14 protein-coding genes are annotated in these 15,531 nt (G+C 32.6%); 4 read left to right on the top strand and 10 right to left on the bottom strand.

Features of this window, described 5'->3' with window-relative positions; genetic code table 11:
- Positions 1-40 precede the first annotated feature (40 nt).
- The 4 genes from C8P67_RS09030 to C8P67_RS09015 are packed head-to-tail and all read left to right on the top strand — an operon-like array spanning position 41 to position 3,991.
- The gene (locus C8P67_RS09030) at positions 41-1,039 is read left to right on the top strand and encodes a glycosyltransferase (protein ID WP_115812524.1); all 999 of its coding nucleotides are present in this window, start codon (positions 41-43) and stop codon (positions 1,037-1,039) included.
- A gap of 1 nt (position 1,040) precedes the next feature.
- Positions 1,041-1,637, top strand: coding sequence for a dephospho-CoA kinase (gene coaE, locus C8P67_RS09025; RefSeq protein WP_115812522.1), 597 nt, complete (start codon positions 1,041-1,043; stop codon positions 1,635-1,637).
- Positions 1,638-1,696: 59 nt separating this feature from the next.
- Entirely contained in the window at positions 1,697-3,280 is a 1,584-nt protein-coding gene (locus tag C8P67_RS09020; protein ID WP_115812520.1) for a sensor histidine kinase, read from the top strand.
- 3 nt (positions 3,281-3,283) lie between these two features.
- Positions 3,284-3,991: a response regulator transcription factor gene (locus C8P67_RS09015; protein ID WP_115812518.1), complete on the top strand. Its 708-nt coding sequence runs from the start codon at positions 3,284-3,286 to the stop codon at positions 3,989-3,991.
- A 130-nt stretch (positions 3,992-4,121) separates the two neighbouring features.
- Here the strand turns inward: C8P67_RS09015 and C8P67_RS09010 are convergent, their stop codons facing one another.
- The 10 genes from C8P67_RS09010 to C8P67_RS08965 all read right to left on the bottom strand — a co-directional run bounded on the left by C8P67_RS09010 (position 4,122) and on the right by C8P67_RS08965 (position 15,417).
- On the bottom strand, positions 4,122-4,832 hold the full coding sequence (locus C8P67_RS09010; protein ID WP_100841226.1) for a YebC/PmpR family DNA-binding transcriptional regulator: 711 nt from the start codon (positions 4,830-4,832) through the stop codon (positions 4,122-4,124).
- Positions 4,833-4,913: 81 nt separating this feature from the next.
- Positions 4,914-6,953, bottom strand: coding sequence for a S41 family peptidase (locus tag C8P67_RS09005; RefSeq protein WP_115812516.1), 2,040 nt, complete (start codon positions 6,951-6,953; stop codon positions 4,914-4,916).
- 145 nt (positions 6,954-7,098) lie between these two features.
- The gene (gene gcvT / locus C8P67_RS09000; protein WP_115812514.1) at positions 7,099-8,181 is read right to left on the bottom strand and encodes a glycine cleavage system aminomethyltransferase GcvT; all 1,083 of its coding nucleotides are present in this window, start codon (positions 8,179-8,181) and stop codon (positions 7,099-7,101) included.
- Positions 8,182-8,565: 384 nt separating this feature from the next.
- Positions 8,566-9,030 carry a DUF1569 domain-containing protein gene (locus C8P67_RS08995; protein ID WP_115812512.1) on the bottom strand — a complete coding sequence of 155 codons (465 nt, stop codon included), beginning with the start codon at positions 9,028-9,030 and terminating at the stop codon, positions 8,566-8,568.
- A 223-nt stretch (positions 9,031-9,253) separates the two neighbouring features.
- Positions 9,254-9,718, bottom strand: coding sequence for an Mpo1 family 2-hydroxy fatty acid dioxygenase (locus tag C8P67_RS08990; protein WP_115812510.1), 465 nt, complete (start codon positions 9,716-9,718; stop codon positions 9,254-9,256).
- Between the two features lie 50 nt (positions 9,719-9,768).
- Positions 9,769-10,275, bottom strand: a complete 507-nt coding sequence (locus C8P67_RS08985; protein WP_115812508.1) for a GNAT family N-acetyltransferase — start codon at positions 10,273-10,275, stop codon at positions 9,769-9,771.
- 145 nt (positions 10,276-10,420) lie between these two features.
- Entirely contained in the window at positions 10,421-10,996 is a 576-nt protein-coding gene (locus tag C8P67_RS08980) for a DJ-1/PfpI family protein (RefSeq protein ID WP_115812506.1), read from the bottom strand.
- A 346-nt stretch (positions 10,997-11,342) separates the two neighbouring features.
- Positions 11,343-13,202 carry a peptidase U32 family protein gene (locus C8P67_RS08975; RefSeq protein ID WP_115812504.1) on the bottom strand — a complete coding sequence of 620 codons (1,860 nt, stop codon included), beginning with the start codon at positions 13,200-13,202 and terminating at the stop codon, positions 11,343-11,345.
- A gap of 861 nt (positions 13,203-14,063) precedes the next feature.
- Positions 14,064-14,558, bottom strand: a complete 495-nt coding sequence (locus tag C8P67_RS08970; protein WP_245980407.1) for a hypothetical protein — start codon at positions 14,556-14,558, stop codon at positions 14,064-14,066.
- A 163-nt stretch (positions 14,559-14,721) separates the two neighbouring features.
- Complete coding sequence (locus C8P67_RS08965; protein WP_147298214.1) at positions 14,722-15,417, bottom strand: hypothetical protein; 696 nt, start codon at positions 15,415-15,417, stop codon at positions 14,722-14,724.
- Positions 15,418-15,531 lie beyond the last annotated feature (114 nt).

Here is a 15,531-nt window from a genome sequence, read left to right as displayed (position 1 = left end):
TTTGCCGAAATTTAATAAAAAATAATAACTCACTACTATTATGTTGTTTTCATTGATCATTCCTGTTTATAATCGTCCTGATGAAGTTGATGAATTATTAGAAAGTTTAGCAAAATCAACTTATGATGAAATATTCGAAATAGTGCTAATTGAAGATGGTTCTACAATTCGATGTCAAGATGTGGCTCAAAAGTACGGTGACAGACTTGATATTTCCTATTACTACAAAGAAAATTCAGGGCCAGGGGATTCCAGAAATTACGGAATGGAGAAGGCGAGGGGAGACTATTTTTTAATTTTCGACTCCGATTGTATTATTCCAAGTAATTATCTGAATGAAGTTGAAAAAGCTTTACAGGAAGATTATGTGGATTGTTTTGGAGGTCCCGATAAGGCGTTAGACAGTTTTTCGGATATTCAAAAGGCTATTAATTTCACGATGACTTCTTTTTTAACCACAGGAGGTATTCGAGGAGGTTCCGAAAAAATTGGAAAGTTTCAGCCAAGGAGTTTTAATATGGGACTGTCTAATAAAGCATTCAAGGCTTCCGGCGGTTTTGGAAATATTCATCCCGGCGAAGATCCTGATTTATCGATCCGTTTATGGGAAATGGGTTATGAAACCCGACTTTTTACCAATGCGTTCGTATATCACAAGAGAAGAATCGATTGGGATAAATTTACGATTCAAGTAAGTAAATTTGGTAAAGCCCGACCGATACTCAATAGTTGGTATCCTCAATACAATAAATTAACTTTTTTCTTCCCAACGTTTTTTATAATAGGATTTTTTGTATCTTTAATATTGTTGATTTTTAATCAAGATATTCTTCTTAAAATTTATTTTTCATATTTCTTGGCATTGTTTTTGGTGTCTTCTTTACAGAATAAGAGCATTAAAATAGGTTATTTGTCAATAGTTGCAGCATGGAAGCAGTTTTATGGTTACGGAATGGGTTTTTTAAAATCTTATATTAAGGTAATTTTATTAAAGCAGGATCCGAAAAAAGCATTCCCCGAATTATTTTTTAAAATATAATATGACAAAGATAATTGGTTTAACAGGAGGAATTGGAAGCGGTAAAACTACAGTTGCCAATGAATTTGCTTCACATGGAATACCAATTTATATCACTGATCTGGAAGCTAAAAAACTGATGCAGTCAGATGTTGTTTTAAAAAAAATAAGAGAGGCATTTGATGATTCTGTCTTTGAAAATGATGTTTTGAATAGAGAGAAATTATCTGAAATTGTTTTTAATAATCCCGAAAGTTTAAAAATATTGAACAGTATTGTTCACCCCGCTGTTAAAGAACATTTCCAAAATTGGCTGGCAAAGCATTCAAAAGAGCAATTCATTATTTATGAAAGTGCAATTTTGTTTGAAAGTGGGAGTTATAAAGATTGTGATTTCATTATAAATGTAATTGCTCCTCTCGAAATTAGAATTCAAAGAGTAATTTTAAGAGATAAAACAACACGTGAAAAAGTTTTGGATAGAATGAAAAATCAATGGAATGATGAGGAAAAATCATCAAAAAGTGATTTTATTATTGATAACACTAGTATGAAGGCTTTAAAGTTAGGAATTGTTAAAATTCTTAATTTTTTAAGAATTAAACAAATGAACTCTTAAATGTTAATCTTTGGTTAATGCATTATTTATTATATTGTTAAAATATTAATTTTGCTTGAATGAATAAACTGTTTTTTAGATTGCTTGTAATGTTAATGAGTCTTTCCCTTATTGGGATAATTCTTGTGCAGGTGTATTGGTTTAATACCTCATTTCGAAATAATGACGAACAATTTAAGTTTCATGTTAAGCAGGTTTTAGGAAATGTTGCCCAAAAATTAGAGCAGCATGAGCTCTATAGCTTTTATAATAAAATCAACAAAAAAATTGATAGTGCAGGTGTGGTTCCTAAAGAGGAAGATTTAATGGAATTCTATTATGTTCAAAAGAACCCAAAAACAAATCAAACTATTGTTTATTCTAATAATGTTAAATCAAAACAGTATAATATTTCTTTACCTTCATTTGATAAAAAATTTGACAGCAATAAATTTAAAAGTTTTAGTTCAAGCAGATTAACAGAAGTTTATAATAATAATTCAATTGATAATTCTGCGGTTAATCAAAGTTTAGTTCCTGATGTTAAAAGTGTAAAAGTTGGGAGTTTAGGCATTTTAGATAAATTTATTTTCGAAATTTCAAATAAAGATATCTTATCTGCTATGCCTCTTGAAGACAGAGTATCTAATGATGAACTTGATAAATTAATTAGAAAAGAGTTAGAGGAATATGGTGTAAAAACCAAATTTGAGTTTGGAATTCTGAGTAATGGAATAGTAACAAAAATAAAATCGGATAATTTTGTTTACGATAAAGCTATAACTTATTCTATACCAGTGTTTACTGATAATGAAGGAAATGAAAAATATAAATTATATGTCTCTTTTCCGCACAAAAAGAAGTTCTTGCTGTCCCAATTGGTCAGTATTACAATATTATCTATAATTTTTACTTTAATCATTATAATAGCTTATACATCAGCGTTAAATCAGTTAATACGTCAAAGACAGATTTCTGAAATCAAAAATGATTTTATTAATAATATGACGCATGAATTTAAAACTCCAATTGCGACAATAAATTTAGCTTTGGATGCCATCCGAAATCCTAAAATTATTGAGGACAAAGACAAAGTGTTTAAGTATCTGGAAATGATCAGGGACGAAAATAAACGAATGCATGCCCAGGTCGAAAATGTATTAAGAATTTCAAAATTAGAGAAGAAAGAACTGAATATTATTAAAGAATCCAGTGATATTGAGGAAGTCATTAATGATGCTATTGAGCATGTAAATTTAATTCTTGAGGATAGAGAAGGTTCAATTTCGACTCATTTTGGAGCGATCAGAAAAATAGTTTTATTGAATGATGTTCATTTTACAAATGTAATCGTTAACATCTTGGAAAATGCGATAAAGTACACTCCAGATATTCCTAAGATTGAAATTTATACTGAAAATATTAAGGACATGGTCCTTATTAAAATAAAAGATAATGGTGTTGGAATGAGTAAAGTGGCTCAAAAAAGAATTTTTGAAAAATTTTATAGAGAACATACAGGAGATATACATAATGTAAAAGGCCACGGATTAGGTCTGGCATATGTAAAGAGAATTGTAGACGATCATAATGGTCAAATATATGTAGAGAGTGAAAAGGGAAAAGGAAGTACCTTCATTATAAAATTACCTTTAATAAATTAGAGTATGGAAAACACGAATAAAAAAATACTATTAGTAGAAGATGACCTTAATTTTGGTGCAGTTCTAAAAGACTATTTAATGCTAAATGATTTTGAAGTTGTTTTAGCTAAAAATGGTATGGAGGGATTTGAGAAATTCAAAAAGGATACTTATGATTTGTGTATTCTGGATGTAATGATGCCGTACAAAGATGGTTATACTTTGGCAAAAGAAATAAGAGAGAAAAATAATGAAGTGCCTATTATTTTCCTTACGGCAAAATCTATGAAAGAGGATGTTTTAAAAGGATATAAAGCTGGGGCTGATGATTATTTGAATAAGCCTTTTGATTCTGAAGTTTTATTGATGAAAATTAAAGCTATCATTCAAAGAAAGGCATCTGATGTGAAAACAGAAGTAGTTCAATTTGAATTTAATGTTGGTAAATTTCACCTGAATTCAAAACTTCGTTTCTTGACATTCAAAGACGAAGAACCTATTAAGCTATCTCCAAAAGAGAATGAATTGCTTAAAATGTTGATTCTTCATGAAAATGACTTAATGCCAAGAGAGTTAGCGCTGACAAAAATTTGGAGAGATGATAATTATTTTACTTCTAGAAGTATGGATGTTTACATTGCCAAACTAAGAAAGTATTTGAAACAAGACGAGGATGTTGAGATTTTAAACATTCACGGAGAAGGATTTAGACTAGTTGTAAAAGCTAAATAATCCATTGGTTCTATATAAAAAAAAAGCTTCAGAATAAACTGAAGCTTTTTTGTTTTAAGTGTTTTTGTTAAGTATTTAACAAACAAAAGCTCTATTTCTAGAGCTTTTGTTTGTTTCAATGTATGTTTTATTATTCTTCCATAGTATGATATACGTTCATTACGTCATCATCCTCTTCCATTTTTTCTATTAGTTTTTCCACATCAGCCATTTCAGCTTCAGTCAATTTTTTGGTTATCTGCGGAATTCTTTCAAATCCGGAAGATAATATTTCTAAACTTCTGCTTTCCAATTCTTTTTGGATTGTTCCAAAACTGCCAAATGGTGCATAAATTAAGATACCGTCTTCGTCTTCAAAAACTTCTTCTGCACCAAAATCAATTAGTTCTAATTCTAATTCTTCTGGATCGATGCCTTCTTTTGGAATTCTGAAGTTGCAGGTATGATCAAACATAAACTCTACAGATCCTTGAGTTCCCAATGTGCCATTGCATTTGTTGAAATAACTTCTTACGTTGGCAACTGTTCTATTATTGTTATCTGTGGCAGTTTCTATCAAAAGAGCAATACCATGAGGTGCATATCCTTCAAATAGTACTTCTTTATAATTTGCAGTGTCTTTATCAGTTGCTTTTTTAATGGCTCTTTCAACATTGTCTTTTGGCATGTTGGCCGCCTTAGCATTTTGAATAACAGCTCTTAATCTTGAATTGGCTTCAGGATTTGGACCTCCTTCTTTTACAGCCATCACAATATCTTTACCAATTCTGGTAAAGGCTTTGGCCATTGCAGACCAGCGTTTCATTTTTCTACCTTTTCGGAATTCAAATGCTCTTCCCATTTCTTATTGTTATTTTGGAATACAAAAATACAGCTATTCCTTATTTATCCAAAACCTATAGAAATCTTTTTCCAAAATATATTAATTATTTCGTCTTAATGCTTTATAGTCATTTATAATCGATATAGCTTCATTAAGATAATGATTAGATTTTAAATTATCGAGCTGTATTTTATTGTATCCTAATAACGCAGGGTAAAGTATTAGCAGCGATTTGTTATATTCAGAATTTGATACGTTCAGATTTAGGTCATTTGCTGAAAAATTATTAATCTCTTCAGATAACGCCATAATGTTGGTTTGGTTTTCAAAAACAGCATCTAGAGTCATTGGAATCTCTAATTTTGACTTGTTTATAACTGCGTCAATATTTTTATTGAGTGCAATTATAGAGTTAAAATAAGGATCCTGCGCAACTCTCTTTTTGCTTTTTTGAGCAAGAGATTCAATTAATTCATTACTTACATATGGATTAAAGCGAATTCTGGATTTTAAGGTGTCATTTTTCAATGCTGTTGGAAAATCACTCTCTTTTTGAAAAACATCCTGATAAACTGTAGGGATCTGCACATCTGGAATAACGCCGATTGCTTGGTGGCTTTTACCGGTAATTCTGTAAAACTTGCTGACAGTTAATTTTACAAAGTGCTGATCATCATTTTTTTCTAAAGGCAGTATGGCCTGCATAGTTGCTTTTCCTAATGAGGTGCTTCCTATTAAAACAGAGCGGTTATAATCCTGCATAATATCAGCAAAAAACTCGCTTGCAGATGCTGAATTCCCATTAATTATAATAACAATTGGGCCTTTGTAAATAACACCTTTGTAGGGGTCATTTATTATTGATAATTGTTTTTTGTTATCAGCAACTATTGAAATAGGACCTCGGTCAATAAATAATCCTGCTAGTTTTACAGCTTCCTCCATGGAGCCTCCGCCGTTATCAGTCAAATCAAGAATCAATCCTTTAATGTCATCCTGCATTAACTTTATGGTCTCTTTAGCAACATCTTGTGCGCATCCTTTACTGTTTTCTCCATCGAAATCGGAATAGAAACTTGGTATTTTTATATAGCCGACTTTAACATCTTTCTCGACTATAAAGCTGTAAACAGTATTCTCTTCATCTTTTAAAACTTGCTTTTCAATAGTAACTTTAAAGCTTTTTCCTGAATTTCGTTTAAGTGTTAAGGTTAGTATTGTATTTAATTCTGAAGACATCATCGTTGATATAGCTTCTAAAGAGGAACACGAAACTTCCAGAGTTTCTTTTTGATTGGAAATGGCTAATATCAAATCGCCTTTTTTGATTTTACCAGTCTTAAAAGCTGGACCGTTTGGATCAATTTCAATTATATTAATTTCGTTTTTTTCATTTAAGCTGACCTCTAATCCTAATGAGAGTTTTTCTTTAGACAAAGTGGAAACAAAACTGGATTTTGTATCATTGTTAAAGTAATTGGTATGAGGATCAAAATAAATACAAAATATATTGTAAAAATTATCTTCAAAAAACTTATCGTTAGAAAGCGACGAGTTGATTTTGCAAAGTTCATTTTCTATGACATCCTTTTTTGATTCTTGACTCATTAAATTGAAATTGAGTTTTAAGGAATCGAGATTCTTGCTTTTTCCAGCAATATCGTTAAATATTTCGAATCGTATTTTTTTGTTCCAGGCTTTCTCCGCTTCGTTTGCCTGGAGATAAAAATTAAAACTTTTTTCCTTGAAGCGGATAGTGTCTTTTATTTTGAAATCAATGGTTTGTGCGTTTAATTTTTCTAATATAACCTTATTTCTTAAAAGAGATTTTTTGTATTCGCTTTTAATATCGTCCAAAAAGGAACAATCATCTTTTAAAATAAGATCATCCAGCTGAAGACGGTATTTACTGGAAAGTGAGTCGGCTTGTGATTTTAAAAAAATGTTTCTCGCAGGATCTAAATCGTTCAGTAATTCATCAAAAACATAAGCCGATAAACTATCGTTCACCGGCTTTGGACTATAATGTTCGTTTTGAAGTAATCTGTTTATTTTGAGTAAAATTTCACAATTAGCACCACTATTTTGAGCAGATAGAGAAAATGAACAGAACAGTAATGCTAGTGTAATTTTTTTCATATGGATATCTTTCTTTTATTTGTTACCGAGACTCTAAGTTAATAAGTTTCTAAGTTTAAAAAAAATATCCTTTTTAAGTTGTTGTTTATTTATGAAATTATAATAAAAGTCAGCCTTTGCTTCTTAGAATCATCTAAAAAAGAAACTATTTTTTGTAAAAAGGAAGTTTTACCACTTTGGCAGGAACATCATTTTTCCTGATTCTGATAAAAATATCGCTGTCTACGGCGCTATTTGGAGTAGTAACATAACCAAGTCCAATTCCCTTATTCATTGAAGGAGACATCGTTCCTGAGGTTACAATTCCAATTACCTCTCCTGATGCATCAACAATTTCATAATCGTGTCTTGGAACAGCGCGCTCCTGCATTTCAAAAGCCACCAATTTTTTGGTAACACCTTCTTCTTTTTGTTTTTTCAGATTATCCGAATTGGTGAATTCTTTAGAGAATTTAGTAATCCATCCTAATCCAGCTTCAAGAGGAGAAGTAGTATCGTTGATGTCGTTTCCGTACAAACAGAATCCCATTTCAAGACGCAGCGTATCTCTGGCCGCCAAACCAATTGGTTTGATTCCGTATGAAGCTCCGGCTTCAAAAACTTTGTTCCAGATTGTTTCAACTTCCGAGTTTTTACAATAGATTTCAAATCCGCCTGAACCGGTATAACCAGTTGCCGAAATAATAACATGCGGGAAACCTGCAAAATCAGCTACTTCAAAATGGTAATAGGCAATTGCAGATAAATCTATAGAAGATAAAGACTGCATCGCTTCAACCGCTTTTGGTCCTTGAATCGCCAGTAAAGAATAATCATCAGACAGGTTTTTCATTTCAACACCCAAATCGTTATGTGCCGAAATCCAATCCCAGTCTTTGTCAATATTCGATGCATTTACCACAAGTAAATACTGCTCTTCTTTTATTTTATAGACGATCAAATCATCTACAATTCCTCCTTCATTGTTTGGCAGGCAAGAATATTGTGCTCTTCCAATAGTTAAACCCGAAGCATCATTCGAAGTCACTTTCTGAATCAAAGCCAAAGCATTTGGACCCGAAAGTATAAATTCGCCCATATGCGATACATCAAAAACACCTACTGCATTTCGAACCGTTTCGTGTTCTGCATTTACCCCTTCATAAAGAATAGGCATATTGTACCCGGCAAACGGCAGCATTTTCGCTCCCAAACCCTCATGTATGTGCGTTAAAGCAGTATTTTTCATTTGTTTTTTTATATAAAAATTAAAGTGCTAATTTATAGTTTTTATTTTGCCTGACAAAGGTTATAAATATTCAAAATATAGCTTTTTAGAAGAGTTCAGTATTATGTTTTTGGTCGTAACCCCATTGCTGAAAATTGCAGTCGTACCTCCTTTAATTTTCAGCAATGGGGTCGGGCTTTCGGCTTTATCTTTATTTTTTTAAAGGAAAAAAATAAAGGATATCGCCTCTATCCCTTACGCTAAGTATTTCAGTTGAAAAATTTGTGGAATTATTATCACACAATTTAAAAATCAGAAATATATAGTCATTTATGTAAAGTGATTATTTATTCAAAAATCAAATGAAATTTAGAATTTTCGTAAATGAAGAAAAGCTATATTATTTTAACTTTTACTTTCAATAATCTCCCTTATAATATTAAAATGGTGCTGTGTATGTAGTTTTATAAAACGGATTGTAGGTTTTAATTTTAAATGTCCCATGAAGGGATGGTCAAAATACTGATTGGAATTTAAAGTGCTTAATTTCTCTAAGTTAAGATTACTCTTTTCAATATGTGCTTTTAATGAATCCGAAGTAAAATCTGCTGCAGGCTGAACTGCTTTTGGTGCGCGAACTTTTCCTCTTGGAATTTTATTTATTACAAATACTACAAACCGATTGAAGTTAAAAGTCCTTTTGTAATTCTCAGGATTTGATTTTTGTATTGATGCAATAGTCAAATTCATGACCAATAATGCATGTTCAATATGCCAGCCCACCGATGATTTAGAAACCGATGGATTAAGAATCTCCTGATTTTGAATTTGGTTTTCTAACGCGGTCAGCAGTGCTTTTAGTTCTTCCATATAAGTAAATCAGCTTTATGTTTTAGGATTATCCGTAACTCATACCAAGAGCTAAATATTCAAAATGTACTTTGCGCCTTTGCGTGAAATTGGGCTCGCAGAGGCGCAAAGGCGCAAAGGATTGAAAGGAAAAGCATTCAACAACTAATTTTTCTGTGAAATGGTGCTAGTCACGGAATATTATGTTTTCTGTTTTGTTAATTTTTTAAAATGGAATTTTATATTATTTCTTAGAAAATAAATTTTCAGCAACCCAGGCAGGACCAATCAATAAAAACTGAATGTCTTTAAGAAATGACGGCTTTTTGCCTTCGATATTGTGACCATAAAACTGTCCGATCCAAGCCACAGCAAAAACACCTATAGAAAATGCCCAAAGTGGTACAAACTGCCCAATATAAAAATTAATGACTAAGCACAAAATTGAAAAAATCGCTATTTTAACCGCCATCGAAACAGATAATCGGATGTAGAAAATCAATACAAATACCAAAACAACTGCAGCCCAATTTTCAATTATTGGCTGGTTCAAATGCAGTAAATTAGTTAGAAAACCGCTTGGAATACTCATCAATAATCCCACGATAGAAAAGAAAATTGCAGGAACACAGATATAGTGTATTGCTTTGTTTTTTGGGTTTTGATGACTTACGGCATATTCTTCAAACCATTGATCTAGTGTTTTCATAATTGATATTTTTTACTAATTTATAAAATAATAATCAATGCTGATAAATGCTAAAGTGTTTTTTCTAAGACTGCAAATTCCAAATGCTGGTCTGTAATTATGGTATCTGCATCATTGAGCGCAAAAGGTTCTCTTACTCCGGTATCGGCATAGCCATGACGGTTGTACCACTCAATTAATTTTTCTCTGATCGTGATTACAGTCATTACGATTTTGGATAAACCTAATGTACGTGCATGAATTTCTGCCTCCTGTAAAATTTTCTTTCCAATGCCTTTATTCTGCAATTCAGGTGAGATGGCCAGCATTCCCAAGTACAATTTCTCTCCTTTGTCAGTAAGTAAAACCGATCCAATGATTTGATTGTTTTCTGTGAATTTTAAAATTGTATTGTTTTTGTCTCCAAAAATTTCTTCCAGTTGATCTAAAGTAATTCTTTTGCCTTCCAAAAGATTTGCTTCGGTAGCCCATCCTTTTTTAGAAGTTTCACCGCGATATGCCGAATTGATTAACTTTTCTAATGCCGGAATATCATCTGAGGTTGCTTTTGTAATCATGAAGAATAATTTTTTAAAGAAATTTTATTGTGTGCATATTATTTTGTCCAAAGATAAAAAAAACTACAGCGAAATTGTCTTAAGCTGTAGTTTTAGAATTGTTATTGTATTACTTCTTAAATGAATATATATTATAGTTTTGGATTTAAATTTCAATTTTTGCTCCCATAATTTTTAGAAACTCTCTGATAAAACTTGGATGTGCTGGCCAAGCCGGTGAAGTCACCAGATTTCCATCCACAAAAGCACCATCAACAGGAATAGATTGAAATTCACCTCCAGCCAATGTTACTTCAGGGCCAACAGCTGGATAGGCAGTCAGTTTTCGTCCTTTTACGACATTAGCAGCTGTCAAAATCTGGATGCCGTGACAAATAGCTGCAACAGGTTTATTGACACTGAAAAAATGTTTCGTTATTTCGATTACTTTGCTGTTCAATCTCAAATATTCCGGAGCTCTTCCTCCAGCGATAACTAATCCGTCATAATCATTTACATTAACGTCATCAAAACTGTAATTCAAAGCGAAGTTGTGTCCTGGTTTTTCAGTATAAGTCTGATCGCCTTCAAAATCATGAATGGCAGTTTTTATGGTGTCTCCCTTCTTTTTGTCGGGACAAACAGTATGAACAGTGTAACCAACCATTTCCAGCATTTGGAACGGAACCATAGTTTCATAATCTTCGGTGAAGTCACCGGTTAAGAACAATACTTTTTTCATTTTATCTCAATTTTAAAATTATTATAAAGCAAATCTTATTTTTTTTAATTATAAAGTTATTGAAAAGATAGTATTCGTTTGATTTTTAATCTGTTAAATTTTGTGTCTCTTTTGAGTTTTAAATGGTCGTAAACTTGTCATCCTGACGAAGGAAGGATCACATTAGAAATTCCGCAAAGTAAATTTCCAATCTTTATCGAGTTCCGTGTGTGATCCTTCCTTCGTCAGGATGACAATATTGGTGTAATTATTGTGTGACATTCTGCCAAACAAATAAAAAAAAACTACAAAGTAAAGTTTCCTTTTCCTTGTAGTCTTTAATTATATTTCTGGGCAAGATTATTTGTTAATCTTCCTCAATTTCAAATTCAGCGTCTTTTTCCCAAATTTCCATTTCGCAGGGCTTGCAATTGAATTTTAGTTTGTATTCCAATTCTCCCTGTTTCAGTACTAATGGTTCTTTTAGCTTAGTCTCCATGGTGTCTTTATGGTATTTTGGGCATTTTTCCAATTCGTATTTAATGCAGTATTTGGTTGTCATCACACGGGATTTTCCCGGATCCCATTGCAGTTCAAAAGCTTTTTCAATTTCGGTAACACCGTGACGTTCGTAGAATTGACGTGCTTTTTTATTGGAAACATTATACATGAAATCCAATTTGGTTTCTGGATAAGGATGTGATGTTTTCTCTAATTGGTGTTCTTCGCGTTTGTAATTTGCCAAACGAATTTCGGATAATTGCTCGTAAACCGTTCTTCTCATCTCGTTTACTTTTGAAATAGGCAAGAACCAGTTTTGCGTGAACATAATATCAATTTCATCAGCTGTATAAGGTGTAAAACCAGTTTTGGCCAATTGTGTTTTGATATTATCTTCAATCGAAAGGTTGTTTTTAGTTACATCTTTCGCAAAATCTAATTTAACGATGCTTACATAACCATCTTCATCAGTTGCAATTAATTCAAAGCCATTTTCATTTTCGGTCAGCAATAAAGTTGTACTTATTTTGCGGACAGCGCTGTCTTCTCTTTCTACAATTTTGATGAAAGCGGCATCATTATTTCGGTAAATAAAAGTACCGTCTTTGATTTCTTTCAGCACATTTGGATATGCCAGACCATTTTCGGCTTTGTTTACGTAAATCCCTTCGGCTTCATTATTTTCGTTGATGAAACAAAGTCCGTCGCCATTATTTAGAAGCTCTCCATTTTCAATTTGGTAAGCACCGCCAATGGTTTTTATTAATTTACCAATGTATTGTCCTTTCGATTTTGGACTTTCCCAAGAACCAATCGATTGGTATCTTTCGTTAACAAAATAGTCAGTATAACCACGGTTGAAACTTTTGTCTAAAGCAGAATCAAAAAGATAAGTACATTTTCCAGATGACGCTTTAGTATATTTATCGCTTCCTTCCAAAAAGGAATCGAGTTTTTGTCTTAAATACGAAACGTTATTTTTTACATAAACGATGTCTTTCAAGCGACCTTCAATTTTAAACGAAATAACTCCAGCTTCTACCAAATTTGGAATTTGATCCGATACATCAAAATCTTTGATAGAAAGCAAGTGGCTGTTTTTGATTAAAGTATCGCCATGACCATCGATTAAGTTGTAAGGTAGACGACAGTTTTGTGCACAGGAACCTCTGTTTGCAGAGCGTTCGCCATTGGCAACACTCATATAACAGTTGCCGCTGAAAGAAACGCACAAAGCACCGGTTACAAAAAATTCCAGCTCAACATCCGAAGCTTCGCTGATTTCCTTGATTTGATGCAGGTTTAATTCGCGGGCCAAAACCACACGTTTCATTCCGACGTCTTTCAGGAATTTAATTTTGTCTGTATCACGGTTGTTGGCTTGTGTACTGGCGTGCAAAACGATAGGAGGCAAGTCCATTTCCATAATAGCCATGTCTTGTACAATAAGGGCATCAACGCCAACATCGTACAATTTCCAAATCATCTGACGGCAGGTTTCCAGTTCGTTGTCGTACAAAATGGTATTGATCACCACAAAAACCTGAGCGTGGAATAAATGCGCATATTTGACCAATTCCGCAACATCTTCAATGGAATTGGTGGCATTGGAACGTGCTCCAAATTGAGGTGCTCCGATATAAACGGCATCGGCACCACTATTAATGGCTGCAATTCCGCCAATTAAATCTTTTGCAGGGGCTAAAATTTCTATTTTCTTCTTCATCAGTCGATGATTTTTTTAATTTCTAAAAAGCGTGCAAAGGTCTTATAAATATTCCAAGATTTCTAGCCTTAAGGGATTTTTTTTGAATGTATTACCATTTTTGATTATTAAGATGCATATCATTTTAATAGCATTCACCCAAAAGGCGTGAGACTTTTAGAGAGTTTACAATTTTTAAAGGCATTTTAATAAAAACACAAAGGTGGGGAGATTTTGCAGAGCAGGGGGTATTAACGGTAGCAGAGGGGGTACAAATGGTATGGTCTAGGAGGTGTTTTACCCCCTAATGCCCCATGTTTTAGGGGGTAATACTGTGTAAAAGGGTAACAATATTAACCAAAACAGGGTGGTAACCCCCTGAAAAAGGTATGCAATACACCCTGTTTGTAGGGGGTATGATGGGTATTTGTGGGGGGTAACAGTACCAAAACCATCCCTATTGAACCATTTTAGAATATAAAATAGTCCAATTCTGTCTCCCTCTCCTTTGGAGAGGGCTGGGGTGAGGTTAATTTCTAAATGGTGTTAGACTGTTTTTTGGTTCCTTTCAGCCACAAAAAAGCCCTATATTGAATAATAGGGCTGTATTCTAAAGTTCGGGTCAAAAATTGTTAATCAAAAATCAGTAATCATTTTACATTATGATCCCTAACTTAATGCCATTGCACTTATCGCCTGTGTCTTGCGGGAATGTTTCCTTCGACAGCATGACAAGTTTGTGTAAGGTGGAGATGTTGAAAAACAAAGAGTGAGTGGAGAGTTGGGAAACTTTGCCGAATGGCTTCTAAATACAAAACCATTTTTTAATTAAGACAAATAACTCAAATCCGTTGTAGTACCAGAACGTTATGCACAGGCTTTTTACTCGTTTAGTTCTTTCCAACAAATTTGAATTTCACGGTCTACCTGTCTTTCAAGTTTTGGCAATTCATTAATAACCCAATCTCTACTTTCTTTTGTTAGATAATATATGTTGTCTTTTAATTTGAAATTCATTGCACCTAATATCATTTGCATCATCTCTTTTTTTTCTGTTGTTCCATTTGCGAAATTTGGACCAATTAAATATTTCAATATATCTTTTTCAAAATATGGTTTGTAATACAAAATGTAACTTACAATTGGAAAATAAAAGTAAAAAAAACTATTCGTATTTGAAGCGTATTGGATTTTATTAAATTCTGTCAATAACTTTTCAGAATCTAATTCACTAGTTTCAAAGTTTAAGTCTTTTAATAGTTCATAAGTTCTTTTTGCACTTGGTACTATATCCCCCATTCTTTTCAAATCTGAAAATGATTTTTCAAACTCTGATTCGTTATCTTTTTTGTTAAATATTTTGTCTAATATTTTCAATGTTGTTTTTTTTAAGGTTGTGCTTAACGTTCTGGCAGTACCGCGGGTTTGAGATTAAAATTAAGTTCATTCTTCGGATTTGCTAAATCATCCCAAATACAAAATCATATTTCTATTAAGTTAATTGCGCAAATCCGTTGTAGTTCTGTTGGCAGTAGTTTTTTTAGTCATGCTCTAGAAGGGTTACAACTTTATTTTGTTTCCGTGAATATCCAATTACTGTTCCGCCTTCATCACAGTCAAAGCAGGTAATATCCATTAATTTTATTATTGAATCTGATAAAGCTTCATTTAAAAAATCTTTATCGCTAATGTCTTCTTCCCATTCTTTGAAGTCGTCATATTTATTCTTTTCTATTAGAGAAATTTCTTCAAAGAAACTATCAATTCTCTTTTTAAAATAAGCCTGATATTGTTTTTGTGTTAATGACTTTCTGTATTTTTCAATATATTTTTCATAATCCTTTTGATTTCCTGTAGGTACAGTTTCAGGTTCATCAATCCCTTTTAAAAAATAAAAAGCTCCAAAAGATTGTGTGTAAATGATTTTCTTGTCTGCTGTCATTATTAGCAATTTTGCTTTTGAGTCCTTAGCCAAACCTGGTTCGATAATTAATTGGAATATGTCTTTTGAATTTGGATTTGAAAAGAAGTATGAATTTGAAGTTTTTATTGTGTCTGCGATTGAGAATTTGAAGTTTTCCCTACTGTTGTCGTCAACTACTTCGCTACTTGTTTTTTGTAAAGTGCTACTATGATGGATGTTATTTTTATTTTCTTTCTTGTTTGAATTGCAAGAGAGAAAAGTAATCAATACAACTAAAAAAATACTTCCTTTATATGATGTCATAATTTTCAATAATGTCTTCTTAAAATGCCCTATACCGTTCTGGCACTACAGCGGTTTTGGGGTTAAATTAAACCTATTCTTCGGATTTGCCTAATCTTCCCAAATACAGGACCGTTTTTAAAT

Origin of the sequence: Flavobacterium aquicola (genome assembly GCF_003385115.1) — a bacterium.
Taxonomy (GTDB): Bacteria; Bacteroidota; Bacteroidia; order Flavobacteriales; family Flavobacteriaceae; genus Flavobacterium; species Flavobacterium aquicola.
Note: the sequence above shows the minus strand (reverse complement) of the source record. Positions and strands in the feature narration are given on the sequence as shown.